General features: G+C 71.6%; 13 protein-coding genes and 2 tRNA genes. 14 read left to right on the forward strand and 1 reads right to left on the reverse strand.

The genetic code is table 11. The annotated features are described in order from the left end of the window. The first annotated feature begins 416 nt into the window (after positions 1–416). From AC07B0_RS31320 to AC07B0_RS31330, 3 genes are all read left to right on the forward strand, one after another. Positions 417–1,700, forward strand: a complete 1,284-nt coding sequence (locus tag AC07B0_RS31320; RefSeq protein ID WP_356873987.1) for a glutamate-5-semialdehyde dehydrogenase — start codon at positions 417–419, stop codon at positions 1,698–1,700. A 77-nt stretch (positions 1,701–1,777) separates the two neighbouring features. Then, a complete protein-coding gene (locus tag AC07B0_RS31325) occupies positions 1,778–2,323 on the forward strand; it encodes an SCO2584 family spore wall biosynthesis protein (protein WP_356873989.1) in 546 nt (181 codons plus the stop codon). Between the two features lie 68 nt (positions 2,324–2,391). Then, a complete protein-coding gene (locus tag AC07B0_RS31330) occupies positions 2,392–3,600 on the forward strand; it encodes an SCO2583 family membrane protein (RefSeq protein WP_469380775.1) in 1,209 nt (402 codons plus the stop codon). On the opposite strand, the gene AC07B0_RS31335 is transcribed toward AC07B0_RS31330, so the two are convergent. After that, on the reverse strand, positions 3,584–4,669 hold the full coding sequence (locus AC07B0_RS31335; protein ID WP_478899440.1) for a M48 family metallopeptidase: 1,086 nt from the start codon (positions 4,667–4,669) through the stop codon (positions 3,584–3,586). The two genes, AC07B0_RS31330 and AC07B0_RS31335, sit on opposite strands and share 17 nt — an antisense overlap. 138 nt (positions 4,670–4,807) lie before the next feature. Here AC07B0_RS31335 and AC07B0_RS31340 point away from each other — a divergent pair, with 138 nt between their 5' ends. The 11 genes from AC07B0_RS31340 to AC07B0_RS31390 all read left to right on the forward strand — a co-directional run bounded on the left by AC07B0_RS31340 (position 4,808) and on the right by AC07B0_RS31390 (position 14,479). After that, positions 4,808–4,972, forward strand: a complete 165-nt coding sequence (locus AC07B0_RS31340) for a hypothetical protein (protein ID WP_356873995.1) — start codon at positions 4,808–4,810, stop codon at positions 4,970–4,972. Positions 4,973–5,015: 43 nt separating this feature from the next. Continuing rightward, positions 5,016–5,633 (forward strand): nicotinate-nucleotide adenylyltransferase, encoded by a 618-nt coding sequence (gene nadD / locus AC07B0_RS31345; protein WP_356873997.1) that lies wholly within the window; start codon positions 5,016–5,018, stop codon positions 5,631–5,633. A gap of 24 nt (positions 5,634–5,657) precedes the next feature. Continuing rightward, complete coding sequence (locus AC07B0_RS31350; RefSeq protein ID WP_478864520.1) at positions 5,658–7,352, forward strand: LytR C-terminal domain-containing protein; 1,695 nt, start codon at positions 5,658–5,660, stop codon at positions 7,350–7,352. Between the two features lie 119 nt (positions 7,353–7,471). Then, complete coding sequence (gene rsfS, locus AC07B0_RS31355) at positions 7,472–7,918, forward strand: ribosome silencing factor (protein WP_030008628.1); 447 nt, start codon at positions 7,472–7,474, stop codon at positions 7,916–7,918. Next, positions 7,915–8,571: a histidine phosphatase family protein gene (locus AC07B0_RS31360; protein WP_356874159.1), complete on the forward strand. Its 657-nt coding sequence runs from the start codon at positions 7,915–7,917 to the stop codon at positions 8,569–8,571. The genes rsfS and AC07B0_RS31360 overlap by 4 nt, the downstream gene beginning before the upstream one ends. A 156-nt stretch (positions 8,572–8,727) precedes the next feature. After that, positions 8,728–8,800 (forward strand) — tRNA-Ala (locus tag AC07B0_RS31365). Between the two features lie 143 nt (positions 8,801–8,943). Beyond that, positions 8,944–9,177: a hypothetical protein gene (locus tag AC07B0_RS31370; protein WP_266577344.1), complete on the forward strand. Its 234-nt coding sequence runs from the start codon at positions 8,944–8,946 to the stop codon at positions 9,175–9,177. A 142-nt stretch (positions 9,178–9,319) separates the two neighbouring features. Beyond that, a tRNA-Ala gene (locus tag AC07B0_RS31375) sits at positions 9,320–9,392 on the forward strand. Between the two features lie 300 nt (positions 9,393–9,692). Continuing rightward, complete coding sequence (gene leuS / locus AC07B0_RS31380) at positions 9,693–12,566, forward strand: leucine--tRNA ligase (RefSeq protein WP_469380779.1); 2,874 nt, start codon at positions 9,693–9,695, stop codon at positions 12,564–12,566. A 155-nt stretch (positions 12,567–12,721) separates the two neighbouring features. After that, positions 12,722–13,465 (forward strand): hypothetical protein, encoded by a 744-nt coding sequence (locus AC07B0_RS31385; protein WP_467298206.1) that lies wholly within the window; start codon positions 12,722–12,724, stop codon positions 13,463–13,465. Between the two features lie 168 nt (positions 13,466–13,633). Next, complete coding sequence (locus tag AC07B0_RS31390; protein ID WP_356874006.1) at positions 13,634–14,479, forward strand: DegV family protein; 846 nt, start codon at positions 13,634–13,636, stop codon at positions 14,477–14,479. Positions 14,480–14,518 lie beyond the last annotated feature (39 nt).

Raw genomic sequence — 14,518 nt, forward strand, 5'->3', positions numbered from 1 at the left:
CCGGGCCCACGGGGTCCGGGCGGAGCCCGGGAAACGGAGAAAGGGCGGGGCGGGGAGCAGCTCCGCGCAGCGGCACCGGCGACCACCCGCTCACGACGCACACGGCCTCCGGGCGGCGGCACAGCCCCGCGCAGCGGTACGAATCACCCGCAGGGGTACGCCTCCCAGCGCGGCACGGCCGCAGCGCCACGGCCACCCGCAGCGCCACGGCAGCGGCCGGCGGCACGGCACCCCGCAGCAGCGCGCCACGGCCACGGGTACGGCCACCCGCAGCGCCACGGCCCTGGCCAGGGGTACGGCCACCCGCAGCGGCACGCCCTGGCCAGCGGCACGGCCCCGCACACCCACCCCGCGGCAGCCGTCTCGCGGGGTGGAACCCCTTCGGGGCCCGCCGGGCCGGGGCTTACCCTGGCCGCATGACCACGCTCGACGACGCCACCGCCACCTCGCCCGTCCTCGCCACCGCGCAGCGGTCCCGCACGGCCGCCGCCGCCATCGCCCCCCTCCCGCGGTCCGCCAAGGACACGGCCCTGCTGGCCATCGCGGACGCGCTGGAGGCCCGTACGGCCGAGATCGTCACCGCCAACGCCGTGGACACGGCCAAGGCGCGCGAGGCCGGCACGAGCGAGACGGTCATCGACCGCCTCACCCTCACCCCGGACCGGGTCAAGGCCATCGCCTCCGACGTGCGGGACGTCGCCGCCCTCCCCGACCCCGTCGGCGAGGTCGTCCGTGGCTCCACCCTCCCCAACGGCATCGACCTCCGCCAGATCCGCGTCCCCCTCGGCGTCGTCGGCATCATCTACGAGGCCCGCCCCAACGTCACCGTCGACGCCGCCGCCCTCTGCCTGAAGTCCGGCAACGCCGTCCTCCTGCGCGGCAGCTCCTCCGCCTACGCCTCCAACACCGCCCTCGTCGCCATCCTGCGGGACGCCGTCGAGAGCGCAGGCCTGCCCGCCGACGCGATCCAGCTCGTCCCCGGCGAGTCCCGCGACTCCGTCCGCGAGCTGATGCGCGCCCGCGGCCTCGTCGACGTCCTCATCCCGCGCGGCGGCGCCTCCCTCATCAAGACCGTCGTCGAGGAGTCCACCGTCCCGGTCATCGAGACCGGTACCGGCAACTGCCACGTCTACGTCGACGCCCAGGCGGACCTCGGCATGGCCGTGGACATCCTCGTCAACTCCAAGGCGCAGCGGCCCTCCGTCTGCAACTCCGCCGAGACCCTCCTCGTGCACCGCGACATCGCCGCCGCCTTCCTCCCGCGCGCCCTCGACGCCCTCGCCGACGCCGGCGTGACCGTCCACGGCGACCCGCGGGTCCTGGCCGCCGCCGAGGGCACCAAGGCCACCGCCCTGCCCGCCACCGACGAGGACTGGGCCGCCGAGTACCTGTCCTACGACATCGCCGCCGCCGTCGTGGACTCCCTCGACGACGCCGTCGCCCACATCCGCCGCTGGACCTCCGGCCACACCGAGGCGATCGTCACCACCTCCCAGGCCGCGGCACGGCGCTTCACCCAGCTGGTCGACTCGACCACGGTCGCCGTGAACGCCTCCACCCGCTTCACGGACGGTGGCCAGTTCGGCTTCGGCGCCGAGATCGGCATCTCCACCCAGAAGCTGCACGCCAGGGGCCCCATGGGCCTTCCCGAGCTGACCTCCACCAAGTACATCGTCACCGGCGACGGTCACATCCGGTAACCGCCCCACGAACACGGGGTGGCCGGATCTCGGCTTACACCCTGCCCAAAGCGGCCCCCCAGGTCTACGCTGTAGCCGTGCCGGACGACGTGGGGGGCAAGCCGTTCCCGGACGACGGGGAGCCCGACGACGACCGCGGAGGCGCGGATCAGGACTTCGCCTCCGTGGTGTTCGACGAGGCCTTCGTCCGGAACGCCGAGATCCATGAACCGAGCGCCGCCGAGCGCCAGCGGGCCGCCGACCGGGCCCGCGCCGACGCCGAGGCCGCCCGCGTGGCCGGCGGCTGGAACGGCGACGACGACTACGGCTACGGCCATCCCGACGGGTACGGGCTCGACGACCCCGGCTGGGAGCCCGGCCACTACGGCTACGGCTACGCCGAGGGCCCGTACGGCGCCTACGGCGGCAGCCTGCGCCCCTACCGCGGCCGCTCGCCCTGGCTGCGCCCGGTCGCCTGGGTGCTCGCCTTCGTCATGGGACTCGGCATGGTCGCCCTCGCCTTCAGCGCCGTCTACCGCAGCGCCTCCGGCGAGGCGGAACCCGCCCCGGCGCCCGCCAGTACTCCGCTCAGGGAAGTCGGAGGCGTCGGCGCGTTTACGTACCCGGTCGGCCGCCAACCCTGAAGGTACGACCCCGCTCGCGCGAACCGGAGCCGGGGGCTTCTCTGAAGCGGGGACAGCGGGGAGAAGCGATGGCCGTTCCAGGAGATCCACCAGGCGGCACCCCCGACGGCATCGGCGAGGGTGACGACGAGCTGCGTCCGGACGAGTACCGGTCCGTGGTGTTCGACGAGGACTTCGTCCGTGCTGCCCGCCTCCAGGAGTACTCCGCCGAGGAACGCATGGGCGAGCACGCCCGCGCAGTCCGCAGCCGCTCCCTCTGGTCGGCCGGCGGCACCTCCTCCGGCCACGGCACGGGCACCCCCGGCCGCGGGGCCCGCCAGGGCATGCTCCTCGTCCTGCTCATCGCCACCGCCTTCGCGGTCGCCGTCTACATGGGCCTGCGCAACCCGTACGTGCCCCCGCCCGGCGGCACCGCCGAGCCACTGGCCGCCGTCGTCGTACCCCTCGCCCCGAGCGAGACCGTGCCCGGCGGGAAACCGGCCGACCTCTACGAGAAGAGCCCGGCGGACACCTACCGGATCGGCGCGGCCGGAATCACCCTTCCGGCCCTGCGCCGCACCCACCACTTCACCGAGGGACAGGTCGTCGCCGCGCTGTCCATCGCCAAGGACTACCTCGTCCAGTCCTCACTGGACCCCGACGTGCTCTCCGGGGCCGCCTCACGGCCCGTACGGGTCCTGCTCGACCCCGGACAGCTCACCCAGTTCGACGAGAGCATGGCCGCGCCCTCCGGAGACGGCCGGCACGCCGCCACCGGCTGGCTGGTCCGCTTCGACCCCGCCGTGGTCCTCGTGGCCGACTCCAGGGTCCGGGTCAAAGGCACCCTCGCCTTCAGGGAGGTCACCCCGGAGGTACTGGAAGTGACCACCGACCACACTTTCGTGTACGCCGTGCGCCCGGTGGCCCACCCCTCGGCCGCCGACGGGGCCTCGCTCTTCACCGTCCGGCGCGAGCTGCGCATGCGCTTCGACAAGGACGACCTCACGGCCCGCCGCACCGAGCTGACCTCCGCCTACGTGATGGCCGGCCCGCAGGACTGCGCCACCGACCCCGCGACGGGCTTCCGCCCCCTGACGGCCGGGACACCGCCCACCACGGTGGGCCCGCCCGCGAGCGACCCGTACGCCAGCGGTCAGCCCCGCCGCACGGCCGGGCTGTGCGGCGTACTCGCGCCGACGGGCACGCCCACGGCCACGGCGCCCGCGCCGCCGACCGCCCCGGCACCCGTCACGCCCGCCCCGCCGGGCGCGGCGGCCTCCGTCAGCCCCGTTCCGTAGCGCCCCCGGAGCCCTTGCCCTCGGCGCCGCCGCTGCCCGAACCGGCGCCCGCCCCGGTGAACTTGTCGCGGAGCTTGCCGCCCAGGTCACCCGCACCGCCGGCGATGTCGCCGACCAGCTTCATCAGCGGATCCTTGCTCGTGCGCACCGAGTCCGCGTAGTGCGTCGCGGACTGCCGGAAGGAGTCGGACACCGAGGTGTCCTTGTCGTCCTCCCGCCGCGGGTAGTGGCCGTCCATGATCCGCTGGTAGTCCCGGTTCTGGGACCACTTCTTCAGCTCGGCCGCCCGCACCGTCGTGAAGGGGTGCGTCCGCGGCAGCACGTTGAGGATCTTCAGCACGGAGTCGCGCAGGTCACCGCTCTTCTCGTACTCGTCCGCCTGCTCCAAGAACGCGTCGACGTTCATCTCGTGGAGGTGGTTGCCGCCCGCGATCTTCATGAGACCGCGCATCGAGGCGTTCACGTCCTGCCCCACCAGCAGACCGGCCCGGTCCGCGGACAGCTCCGACTTGCGGAACCACTCGCGCAGCGCGGTGACCAGCGCCATGATCGCCACGTTGCCCAGCGGGATCCACGCCACCTTCAGCGCCAGCCCCGTCAGGAACAGCAGGATCGTGCGGTACACCGCGTGCCCGGACAGCGCGTGACCCACCTCGTGGCCCACGACCGCCCGCATCTCCTCCTCGTCGAGGAGCTCCACCAGGCCCGTCGTCACCACGATGATCGGCTCGTCCAGCCCGATGCACATGGCATTGGGCTTCGGGTCCTGCTGCACGTACATCTGCGGGACCTTCTCCAGGTCCAGGATGTAACACGCGTCGCGGAGCATCTCGTGCAGGTGCGCGAACTGCGTCTCGCCCACCCGCACCGACTCCGACAGGAACAGCAGCCGCAGACTGCGCTCCGGAAGCAGCCCGCTGAGCGTCTTGAACACCGTGTCGAACCCGCTCAGCTTCCGCAGCGCCACCAGCGCGGAACGGTCGGCGGGGTGCTCGTACGCCCGTGAGGAGATTCCGGGGAACCTCCTGCGAGCGCGTGCCGGTGCCTTCTCGAATCCTGTGTCCGTCATAGCGCCTCCCCCTCGATCGGCCTGTCTGTCCGGTGTCCATCCTCTCCAACGCCTGAGTCGGCGTGAGCGTGCCCAGGGGCCCCGCATACGATGTGAGCGAAGTCTCCACAGCTCCCCGACTCGATAGGTACCTGCCTGATGAGCCTCTCCACCACCACCCACAACATGGTCGTTCTCGCATCGGGGGGCGCCGAGCACGGCGGCAACCACGACAGCCTGAACCCGTACCTGACCGGTGGCGCTGCGCTCGTCATCCTGCTGCTGATGCTCTGGGTGACCACGCGCCTGAACCGCGACCGCTAAGCCCTTCCGTGGACGTGGCACCGGGCCAGTAGGCTCTGCGCTCATGGGAGAGCAGGAAATGCCTACGGGCCCGGTCAAGCGCCGGCTCGGCGTGATGGGCGGGACATTCGACCCGATCCACCACGGACACCTGGTGGCCGCCAGTGAAGTGGCCGCGCTGTTCCACCTCGACGAGGTGATGTTCGTACCGACCGGCGAACCGTGGCAGAAGTCGCAGCGGGCCGTGTCCCCCGCCGAGGACCGCTACCTCATGACGGTCATCGCGACGGCGTCCAACCCCCAGTTCTCGGTGAGCCGCATCGACATCGACCGCGGCGGCCCGACGTACACGATCGACACCCTGCGGGACCTGAGCGCGCTCAACGACGACGCCGACCTGTTCTTCATCACCGGCGCCGATGCCCTCGCGCAGATCCTGACCTGGCGGAACGCCGAGGAGCTCTTCGCCCTCGCGCACTTCATCGGAGTGACCCGCCCCGGCCACGTGCTCACCGACGACGGGCTGCCCGAGGGCGGCGTCTCCCTGGTCGAGGTGCCCGCGCTGGCCATCTCCTCCACGGACTGCCGCGCGCGGGTCGCCCAGGGCGATCCGGTCTGGTATCTCGTTCCCGACGGTGTGGTGCGCTACATCGACAAGCGTGAGCTGTACCGGGGAGCCTGAGCTTCCGGAAGAGAGGGGCCCGCGGTGAACGACCCACAGGATCCGTACGACCCGTACGCCGCCCAGGAGCAGCAGCTCATCGGCTACGACCCGTACGGCAGGCCCGTGTACGGGCCGGCCTCCGCGCGGCCCGCCCCTCCGCCCGCTCCCGTGTACGGGCAACAGCAGTACGAGCAGCCGTACGCGCAGCAGCACCAGCAGCCGTACGACTACGGCGGGCAGCCGCAGCAGGCCTACCAGCAGGGGCAGCAGTACCCGCAGGCCCCCGGCTACGGGTACGACACCCAGCAGGCGCAGCAGTGGATCCCGCAGCAGACCGCCCCCGAGCCGCAGTTCCAGGCCCAGCCCCCGTTCCCGGCCCAGGCCCAGCCGCAGCCACAGTCACAGCAGCAGCCGCGGCCGGGGCACGAGGCGGCTCAGGTCCCCGAGCCGCGCCGCGAGCCGGACGCCGGGGCCCCGGACTACCGCACCGAGCAGTTCGCCTTCATCGACCAGCCGGACGAGGACTCCGAGGACGTCATCGACTGGCTCGCCTTCACCGAGAGCCGCACCGAACGCCGCGAGGAGGCCCGCCGCAAGGGCCGCAACCGGGTGGTCGCGCTGACCGTCGCCCTCGCCCTGTTCGTCGTCGGCGGCATCGGGTACCTCTGGTACGCGGGCAGGCTCCCGTTCTTCGACGGCCCGGGCGGGGAGAAGACCGCCGCCGCGGCCGCCGGCGAACAGAAACGCGACATGATCGTCGTCCACCTGCACAACACCAAGCGCGGCGGCACCTCCACCGCCCTCCTCGTGGACAACGTCACCACCCGCCGGGGCGCCACCGTCCTGCTGCCCAATACCCTCGCCGTCCCGAAGCAGGACGGCACCGGCACCGCCCTCGGCAAGGCGGTCGAGGAGGGCGCCCTCGGCACCCGCGAATCCCTCGACACGGTGCTCGGCACCCACATCGGCGGAACCTGGCGCCTGGACACCCCCTTCCTGGAACGCCTCGTCGAGCTGGTCGGCGGCATCGAGACGGACACCGACACCGCGGTCCCGGCCGACGACCAGGCCAAGACCCCGGCCGTCGGCCAGGGCCCCAAGCAGAGCCTCACCGGCGCGATGGCCGTCGCCTACGCCACCCACCGCGCACCGGGGGAACCGGAGACCAAGCAGCTGGAGCGCACCGGCCGGGTGCTCTACGCCGTCCTGCGCAAGATCCCGGGCGACCCGAAGTCCGCCGCGACGACGGTGGAGAGCATGGGCCAGATCCTGGACCCGGGCCTCGACGCGCAGAACCTCGGCGCGCTGCTGTCGCGGATCGGGGAGCACGCCAAGGTGGGCGCGTACCGCACCGAGGTCCTCGGGGTGAAGCCCGACGGCGGCCTCACCGACGAGGCGAACCAGCAGGTCGTCAAGGAGGTCCTCGGCGGTTCCTTCACCGCGGCCCAGCCCGGCGCCGCCCCCCGGGTCGGCCTCAAGGACGCCACGGGCGACGAGCGGACCGGGACCGCGGCGAAGGCGGCCCTGCTCAACGGCGGCTACGGCTTCGTCGACGGCGGCAAGGCCGACAGGACCGCCGCCACCTCGCAGATCACCTACCAGGACGACGCGCAGCGGGACCGCGCGATCGAGGTGGCCAAGACGCTCGGCCTGCCCGAAACGGCCGTGAAGAAGGCCGAGAACGCGGTGAACGCGGACGTCGTGGTGACCCTGGGCAAGGACTACAAGGCGTCCTGAACCCCCGCCGACCAGGCCCGATCCGGTGCCACACCCGCGCGGAACGTTCCGCGCGGGCGGTGTCGGCGGTACATGAGACCCTTGTAAGGATCTGCCCGCCAACCCGAAAGCATGGCCACGTGACCGCCACGGACCGCTCCATCGAGCTCATCACCGCCGCCGCCCAGGCCGCGGCCGACCGGCTCGCGCACGACATCATCGCGTACGACGTCAGCGACGTGCTGTCGATCACCGACGCCTTCCTGCTCGCCTCCGCGCCCAACGACCGCCAGGTCAAGTCGATCGTGGACGAGATCGAGGAGCGGCTGCTCAAGGAGCTCGGCGCCAAGCCGGTGCGCCGTGAGGGCGACCGCGACGCCCGCTGGATCCTGCTCGACTACGTCGACATCGTCGTCCACGTCCAGCACAGCGAGGAGCGTGTCTTCTACGCGCTGGAGCGCCTGTGGAAGGACTGCCCCGAGATCGAGCTCCCCGAGGACGCCAAGCTCACGATCGGCAAGGCCGAGGAGCACGCCAAGCTGCGCGAGGCGGCCGGCGACGACGAACTGGACGGTGATCTGTTCTGAGCACGAGCACCACGCGCACGACCAGCAGGAAGATCGTCCTCTGGCGGCACGGCCAGACCGCGTGGAACCTGGAGCGGCGCTTCCAGGGCTCCACGGACATCGAGCTGACCGAGACGGGTGTGGCGCAGGCGCGCCGCGCCGCTCGGCTGCTCGCCTCGCTCCAGCCGGACGCCATCGTGGCCTCCGACCTCCGGCGGGCCGCGAACACGGCGGCCGAGCTGGCGGCCGTCACGGGGCTGCCCGTCCAGCACGACGAGGCGCTGCGCGAGACCTACGCCGGCGAGTGGCAGGGCCTCACCCACGACGAGATCCTCGAGAAGTACGGCGAGCAGTACGCCGCGTGGAAGCGCGGCGAGCCCGTCCGCCGCGGCGGCGGTGAACTGGAGACCGAGGTCGCCGACCGCGCCGCGCCGGTGGTGCTGGGTCACGCGGACCGGCTGCCCGAGGGCGGCACCCTCGTGGTCGTCAGCCACGGCGGCACCATCCGTACGACGATCGGCCGCCTGCTCGGCCTGGAGTCGTACTACTGGGAGGGCCTCGGCGGGCTCTCCAACTGCTGCTGGTCCGTCCTCGGTGAGGGCGCGCGCGGCTGGCGCCTGCTGGAGCACAACGCCGGCACGCTGCCGGAACCGGTGCTCGGCGACGACGACTGAGCCCCGTCCGAGCCCCGGCCGGAGGCCGGCCGGCGCGGGTCGAGCGCGCCGGGACGGGGGCTCCCACCCGGATTTCACTTTCCGGCTGGTCACAGGCTAGAGTTCTTCTTGTTCGCAGCGAAGAACACCGGAAACGGGGAGAACGCAGCGGAGAGCGGGGCTATAGCTCAGTTGGTAGAGCGCCTGCATGGCATGCAGGAGGTCAGGAGTTCAATTCTCCTTAGCTCCACAATCAGGATCCCGTCCCCAACAGGGGGCGGGATCCTTGCGTTTGTTCCTTTTGCGACGGCTGCCCCCGCCGGTACCGGCATGGCAGAATCGGACGGCCGGAGGGGGTCACGACGGCCCGACGCGGGAGGGAGTCGCTGACGGATGGGTGCACACCGGCGGCGGTGCGACTGGTGCGACAACGGCACGCCGATCGTGCGGGACATGGAACCGGTCAACCCCGACTACCAGTACTGGTGCGAGGAATGCGCGCGGGCGCTGATCATAAAGGGCGACCCGATCGAGACCTACCGGGAGCTGGAGGGCGAACCGATCTACGGGCGGCTGCTCGACGAGCACTGCACGTTGAAGCGGTTCTACCAGTTCGCCCGCGCCTGACAGATCACTAGCAATCCATCCCAAAACGGACATGGCCCGTGGTCGGCGGAAACCGATTTTTGGACCAGGGCCATGACCGTGTAATGTTTGGGACGTCGCCAAGGGGAACCGGCAAGGGACACCGAAGCGGCAAGCAGGGCAAGGGGCTATAGCTCAGTTGGTAGAGCGCCTGCATGGCATGCAGGAGGTCAGGAGTTCAATTCTCCTTAGCTCCACAGTGAAGAAGCGGACCACCCGGATCGGGTGGTCCGCTTCTTGTTGTGGTCCGCTTCCCGCGCTGTGCGGGTCCCCGCGGCGTGCGGGGCGACCACCGGTCGGAACGGTCGAGCGGCCGTGGGGGCCGCTGCGGTACCCTGACGCCATGCGTGCCGTACGCCTTCTGCTTACCGAGCCGCGCTGATCAGTACCGACCCTTCGAGATGGTCGGCATCGGCGCGGCGTCCCCTCCTGTGCGAGGGGTTTTTTCGTTTGGGCAGGCAGAGACGGCAGAGACGATCGATGGAGCTTCAGAAATCATGAGCGAGACGAACACCCCGGCCCCCGAGGCGGCCGAGGCGCACCGCTACACGGCTGCCATGGCCGCCGACATCGAGGCACGCTGGCAGGACGTTTGGGACGCCGAGGGCACCTACGAGGCCCCGAACCCGACCGGTGACCTGGCCGGAGACCCGGCGGTCGTCGCGCGGCCCAAGAAGTTCATCATGGACATGTTCCCGTACCCGTCCGGTGCCGGCCTGCACGTCGGGCACCCGCTCGGGTACATCGCCACCGACGTCTTCGCCCGTCACCAGCGGATGAGCGGCCACAACGTCCTGCACACCCTGGGCTTCGACGCCTTCGGCCTGCCGGCCGAGCAGTACGCCGTGCAGACCGGAACGCACCCGCGCGTGTCGACTGAGGCGAACATCGAGAACATGAAGGTCCAGCTGCGCCGCCTGGGCCTGGGCCACGACAAGCGCCGTTCGTTCGCCACGATCGACCCCGAGTACTACAAGTGGACCCAGTGGATCTTCCTGCAGATCTACAACTCCTTCTACGACGCGGACGCGCAGAAGGCCCGCCCGATCTCCGAGCTGGTCGCCGCCTTCGAGGACGGCAGCCGTGAGGTCCCCGGCGGCCGCGCCTGGGCCGGGCTGACCGCGGGCGAACGGGCCGACGTGCTGAACGGCTTCCGGCTGGCCTACGCCTCGGACGCGCCCGTCAACTGGTGCCCCGGGCTGGGCACCGTACTGGCCAACGAGGAGGTCACCGCGGACGGCCGCTCCGAGCGCGGCAACTTCCCCGTCTTCAAGGCCAAGCTGAGCCAGTGGAACATGCGGATCACCGCGTACGCCGACCGCCTGCTGGACGACCTGGACGCGCTGGACTGGCCCGAGGCGATCAAGCTGCAGCAGCGGAACTGGATCGGCCGCAGCGAGGGCGCGCGCGTCGACTTCGCCGTCGGCGACGCCGGTGCGATCACCGTCTTCACCACCCGCCCCGACACCCTGTTCGGCGCGACCTACATGGTGCTGGCGCCCGAGCACGAGCTGGTCGGCTCGATCGTCCCCGCGGCCTGGCCCGAGGGCACCCACTCGGTGTGGACCGGCGGCTACGCCACCCCGTCCGAGGCCGTCGACGAGTACCGCAAGCAGGCCGCATCGAAGTCCGACGTCGAGCGGCAGGCCGAGGCCAAGGACAAGACCGGCGTCTTCACCGGCGCGTACGCCACGAACCCCGTCAGCGGCGAGCAGGTCCCCGTCTTCATCGCCGACTACGTCCTGATGGGCTACGGGACCGGCGCGATCATGGCCGTTCCGGCGCACGACAGCCGCGACTTCGAGTTCGCCCGGGCCTTCGAACTGCCCATCCGCTGCGTCGTCCAGCCCACGGACGGCCGCAGCACCGACCCGGCCGAATGGGACGCGGCGTTCGTCTCCTACGACGCCACCCTGATCAACTCCTCCGGCGAGGGCATCTCCCTGGACGGCCTGGGCGTCGTCGACGCCAAGGCCGCCATCACCGACTGGCTCGACGGACGCGGCATCGGTGAGGGCACCGTCAACTTCCGCCTGCGCGACTGGCTGTTCAGCCGTCAGCGCTACTGGGGCGAGCCCTTCCCGATCGTCTACGACGAGGACGGCGTCGCACACGCCCTCCCCGCGTCGATGCTGCCGCTGGAACTGCCCGAGGTCGAGGACTACTCGCCGCGCACCTTCGAGCCGGACGACGCCGCCTCCCAGCCCGAGACCCCCCTGTCGCGCAACGAGGCATGGGTCAACGTGGAGCTGGACCTGGGCGACGGAGAAGGCGTCAAGCGCTACCGCCGCGAGACCAACACCATGCCGAACTGGGCCGGCTCCTGCTGGTACGAGCTGCGCTACCTGGACCCGAACAACGCGGACGCGCTGGTCGACCCGGAGATCGAGCAGTACTGGATGGGCCCGCGCGACGGCGCCCCGCACGGCGGCGTCGACCTGTACGTCGGCGGCGCCGAGCACGCGGTGCTGCACCTGCTGTACGCCCGCTTCTGGTCGAAGGTGCTGTTCGACCTGGGCCACGTCTCCTCCGCCGAGCCGTTCCACAAGCTGTTCAACCAGGGCATGATCCAGGCGTACGCCTACACCGACGCGCGCGGTGTGTACGTCCCGGCGGCCGAGGTCGAGGAGCGCGACGGTGGGTACTTCCACCAGGGCGAGCCGGTCAAGCGCGAGCACGGCAAGATGGGCAAGTCCCTGAAGAACGCCGTCACCCCGGACGAGATCTGCGAGGAGTACGGCGCGGACACCCTGCGCCTGTACGAGATGGCGATGGGCCCGCTGGACGTCTCGCGTCCCTGGGACACCCGCGCCGTCGTCGGCCAGTACCGCCTGCTGCAGCGCCTGTGGCGCAACGTGGTGGACGAGGAGACCGGCGCGGTCACCGTCGTCGACGAAGAGCCCGGCGAGGACACCCTGCGCGCGCTGCACAAGGCGATCGACGGGGCCGGCGCGGACATGGCGGCGCTGCGGTTCAACACCGCCATCGCCAAGATCACCGAGCTGAACAACGCCCTGACGAAGGCGGGCCGCCCGCTGGAGCGCTCCGTCGCCGAGCGGCTGGTCCTGCTGGTCGCTCCGCTGGCCCCGCACATCGCGGAGGAGCTGTGGCACCGTCTGGGCCACACCGACTCGGTCGTCCACCAGGACTTCCCGGTCGCGGACCCGGCGTACGTCGTGGACGAGAGCGTCACGTGCGTCGTCCAGGTCAAGGGCAAGGTCAAGGCGCGCCTGGAGGTGCCGCCGTCGATCTCCGACGCGGACCTGGAGCAGCTGGCCGTCACCGACGCGGGCGTGGTCGCGGCGCTGGGCGGTGCCGAGATCCGCAAGGTGATCGTGCGGGCGCCGAAGCTGGTGAACATCGTCATCTGACGCCTTCGGCGCCTCCCTGTAGGGAGGTGTCGCACGGGTCCGTTCCCGCGTAGGGGACATCCCGTACGGGCAGGTTGGGGGTTCATCGGGAACCCCCGACCTGCCCTTGGCGTTTACGGTGGAGGGGACGGATCCAGGCGGAGGAAGGGAACCTCATGGAGGTGGGCGCTTTGATCATCTTTGCCCTGTTGATGCTGTTCGCCTTCTTGGGGCTGGGCGCCTGGGCGACCGTGAAGGCGGTCGGCGCGGCGAAGCGCGGCGTGGACCGTACGATCACACAGGCCCGCAGGACGGTCGAGGACACCACCCTGAAGGCGAAGAGCTTCGGTCAGGTCGGAGTCACGGGGGCACTGGCACAGCTGCGGCTGGACCTGCGCAACTCCATGCGGGCCACGCAGCAGGCGCTGTACCAGGGGGTGCAGGTGGACAGCTCGCTGCGGGAGTCGATCGGCCTCTTCGAGCGGCTGAGCGCCCACGGCCACGAGCTGGACGACGAACTGAAGCGGCTGGAGCACGACCCGGACCGCAAGCGGATCGCGGAGAACCTTCCCGACCTGCGGGAACGCACCGCCAAGATCACGAAGGCCGCGGACGCGCTGCGCTGGGCCGCGCGGGACCGTGCCCGTCGCTTCGCGGAAGACGAACTGGACGTGCTGTCGGCGCAGATCGAGGTGGAATCGACCGCGCTGCGGGACTGGTCCCCGGAATCCGTCGACGAGCTCGCGGCCGCCGCGGCCGCCTGGGACGCGCAGCAGACCGCCGCGCCGGGCCGGCCGGCCCCGGCCGCCCCCGCCCAGAGCCGGGCCCAGCAGGCGGCGGCACCCGCCGCACTGAACCCGCCCGCCCCCGAGGTGCGGTACCCCTGGCAGAAGGCCCCGAGGCCGGAAGCGACCACCTGAGGCGCCTCCCGGTCCCCGGCCCGCTGCCGCCTGCGACCGGTGGGGGTCCGGCACGCGTGTCTTCGGCCGGTGTCGGCAGCGCCGTTTCTTCGGGCCCGGACCTGCCCTTTCGTGTGAGCGGAGGGGCCGGGCTGCCGGATCACCCCCGGTGGCGGTAACCTCCGGCTCATGTCCCGCCATGTCGCGATCATCACCGATTCCACGGCCTATCTGCCCCCACCGGCGATGGCGCGGCACGGGATCAGCTCAGTCCCCCTGACCGTGGTCCTGGGGGGCGAGGCCCTTGAGGAGGGCACCGAGATCTCGGCGCGCAGCCTGGCCGTCGCCCTCCAGAAGCGCCGCTCGGTCACCACGTCCCGGCCGGGCCCGGAGGAATTCGTACGGGCCTACCGGGCGGCCGCGGACGCCGGTGCGACCGGCATCGTCAGCCTGCACCTCTCCGCCGAGTTCTCCGGCACCTACGACGCCGCCGTGGTCGCGGCGCGGACGGCCCCCGTCCCGGTGCGCGTCGTCGACACCGGCATGGTCGCGATGGCCCTCGGCTTCTGTGCGCTCGCGGCCGCCGAAGCGGCCGACGCGGGCGGCTCCGTAGACGAGGCCGTGGCCGCCGCCGAGAAGCGGGCCGGGGACATGTCGGCGTACTTCTACGTGGACACCCTCGACTACCTCCGCCGCGGCGGCCGGATCGGGGCCGCGCAGGCCCTCCTCGGCTCGGCGCTGGCGGTCAAGCCGCTGCTGACGCTGGACGGCGGGCGGATCGAGATGCTGGAGAAGGTGCGTACGGCCTCCAAGGCCATCGCCCGCCTGGAGGAGCTGGCCGTCGAGCGCGCGGGTACGCGCAGCGTCGACGTCGCGGTGCACCACCTGGCGGCTCCCGAGCGGGCGGAGAAGCTCGCACAGCGGCTCCGGGAGCGCATCCCGGGGCTGGTCGAACTGCACGTCAGCGAAGTCGGCGCGGTCATCGGCGCGCACACCGGGCCGGGCCTGCTGGCGGCGGTCGTGTCGCCCAGGTAGGGAGGGGGCGCGGAGGTGGGGGTCGGGGCGGCGGAGGTC

This window comes from Streptomyces sp. NPDC044704 (assembly GCF_056433525.1).

Coding starts and splice junctions, on each gene's coding strand:
- AC07B0_RS31320 (WP_356873987.1), top strand. CDS start 417: ATGACCACGCTCGACGACGCCACCGCCACCTCGCCCGTCCTCGCCACC.
- AC07B0_RS31330 (WP_469380775.1), top strand. CDS start 2,392: ATGGCCGTTCCAGGAGATCCACCAGGCGGCACCCCCGACGGCATCGGC.
- AC07B0_RS31335 (WP_478899440.1), bottom strand. CDS start 4,669: ATGACGGACACAGGATTCGAGAAGGCACCGGCACGCGCTCGCAGGAGG.
- AC07B0_RS31340 (WP_356873995.1), top strand. CDS start 4,808: ATGAGCCTCTCCACCACCACCCACAACATGGTCGTTCTCGCATCGGGG.
- nadD (WP_356873997.1), top strand. CDS start 5,016: ATGGGAGAGCAGGAAATGCCTACGGGCCCGGTCAAGCGCCGGCTCGGC.
- AC07B0_RS31370 (WP_266577344.1), top strand. CDS start 8,944: ATGGGTGCACACCGGCGGCGGTGCGACTGGTGCGACAACGGCACGCCG.
- leuS (WP_469380779.1), top strand. CDS start 9,693: ATGAGCGAGACGAACACCCCGGCCCCCGAGGCGGCCGAGGCGCACCGC.
- AC07B0_RS31385 (WP_467298206.1), top strand. CDS start 12,722: ATGGAGGTGGGCGCTTTGATCATCTTTGCCCTGTTGATGCTGTTCGCC.
- AC07B0_RS31390 (WP_356874006.1), top strand. CDS start 13,634: ATGTCCCGCCATGTCGCGATCATCACCGATTCCACGGCCTATCTGCCC.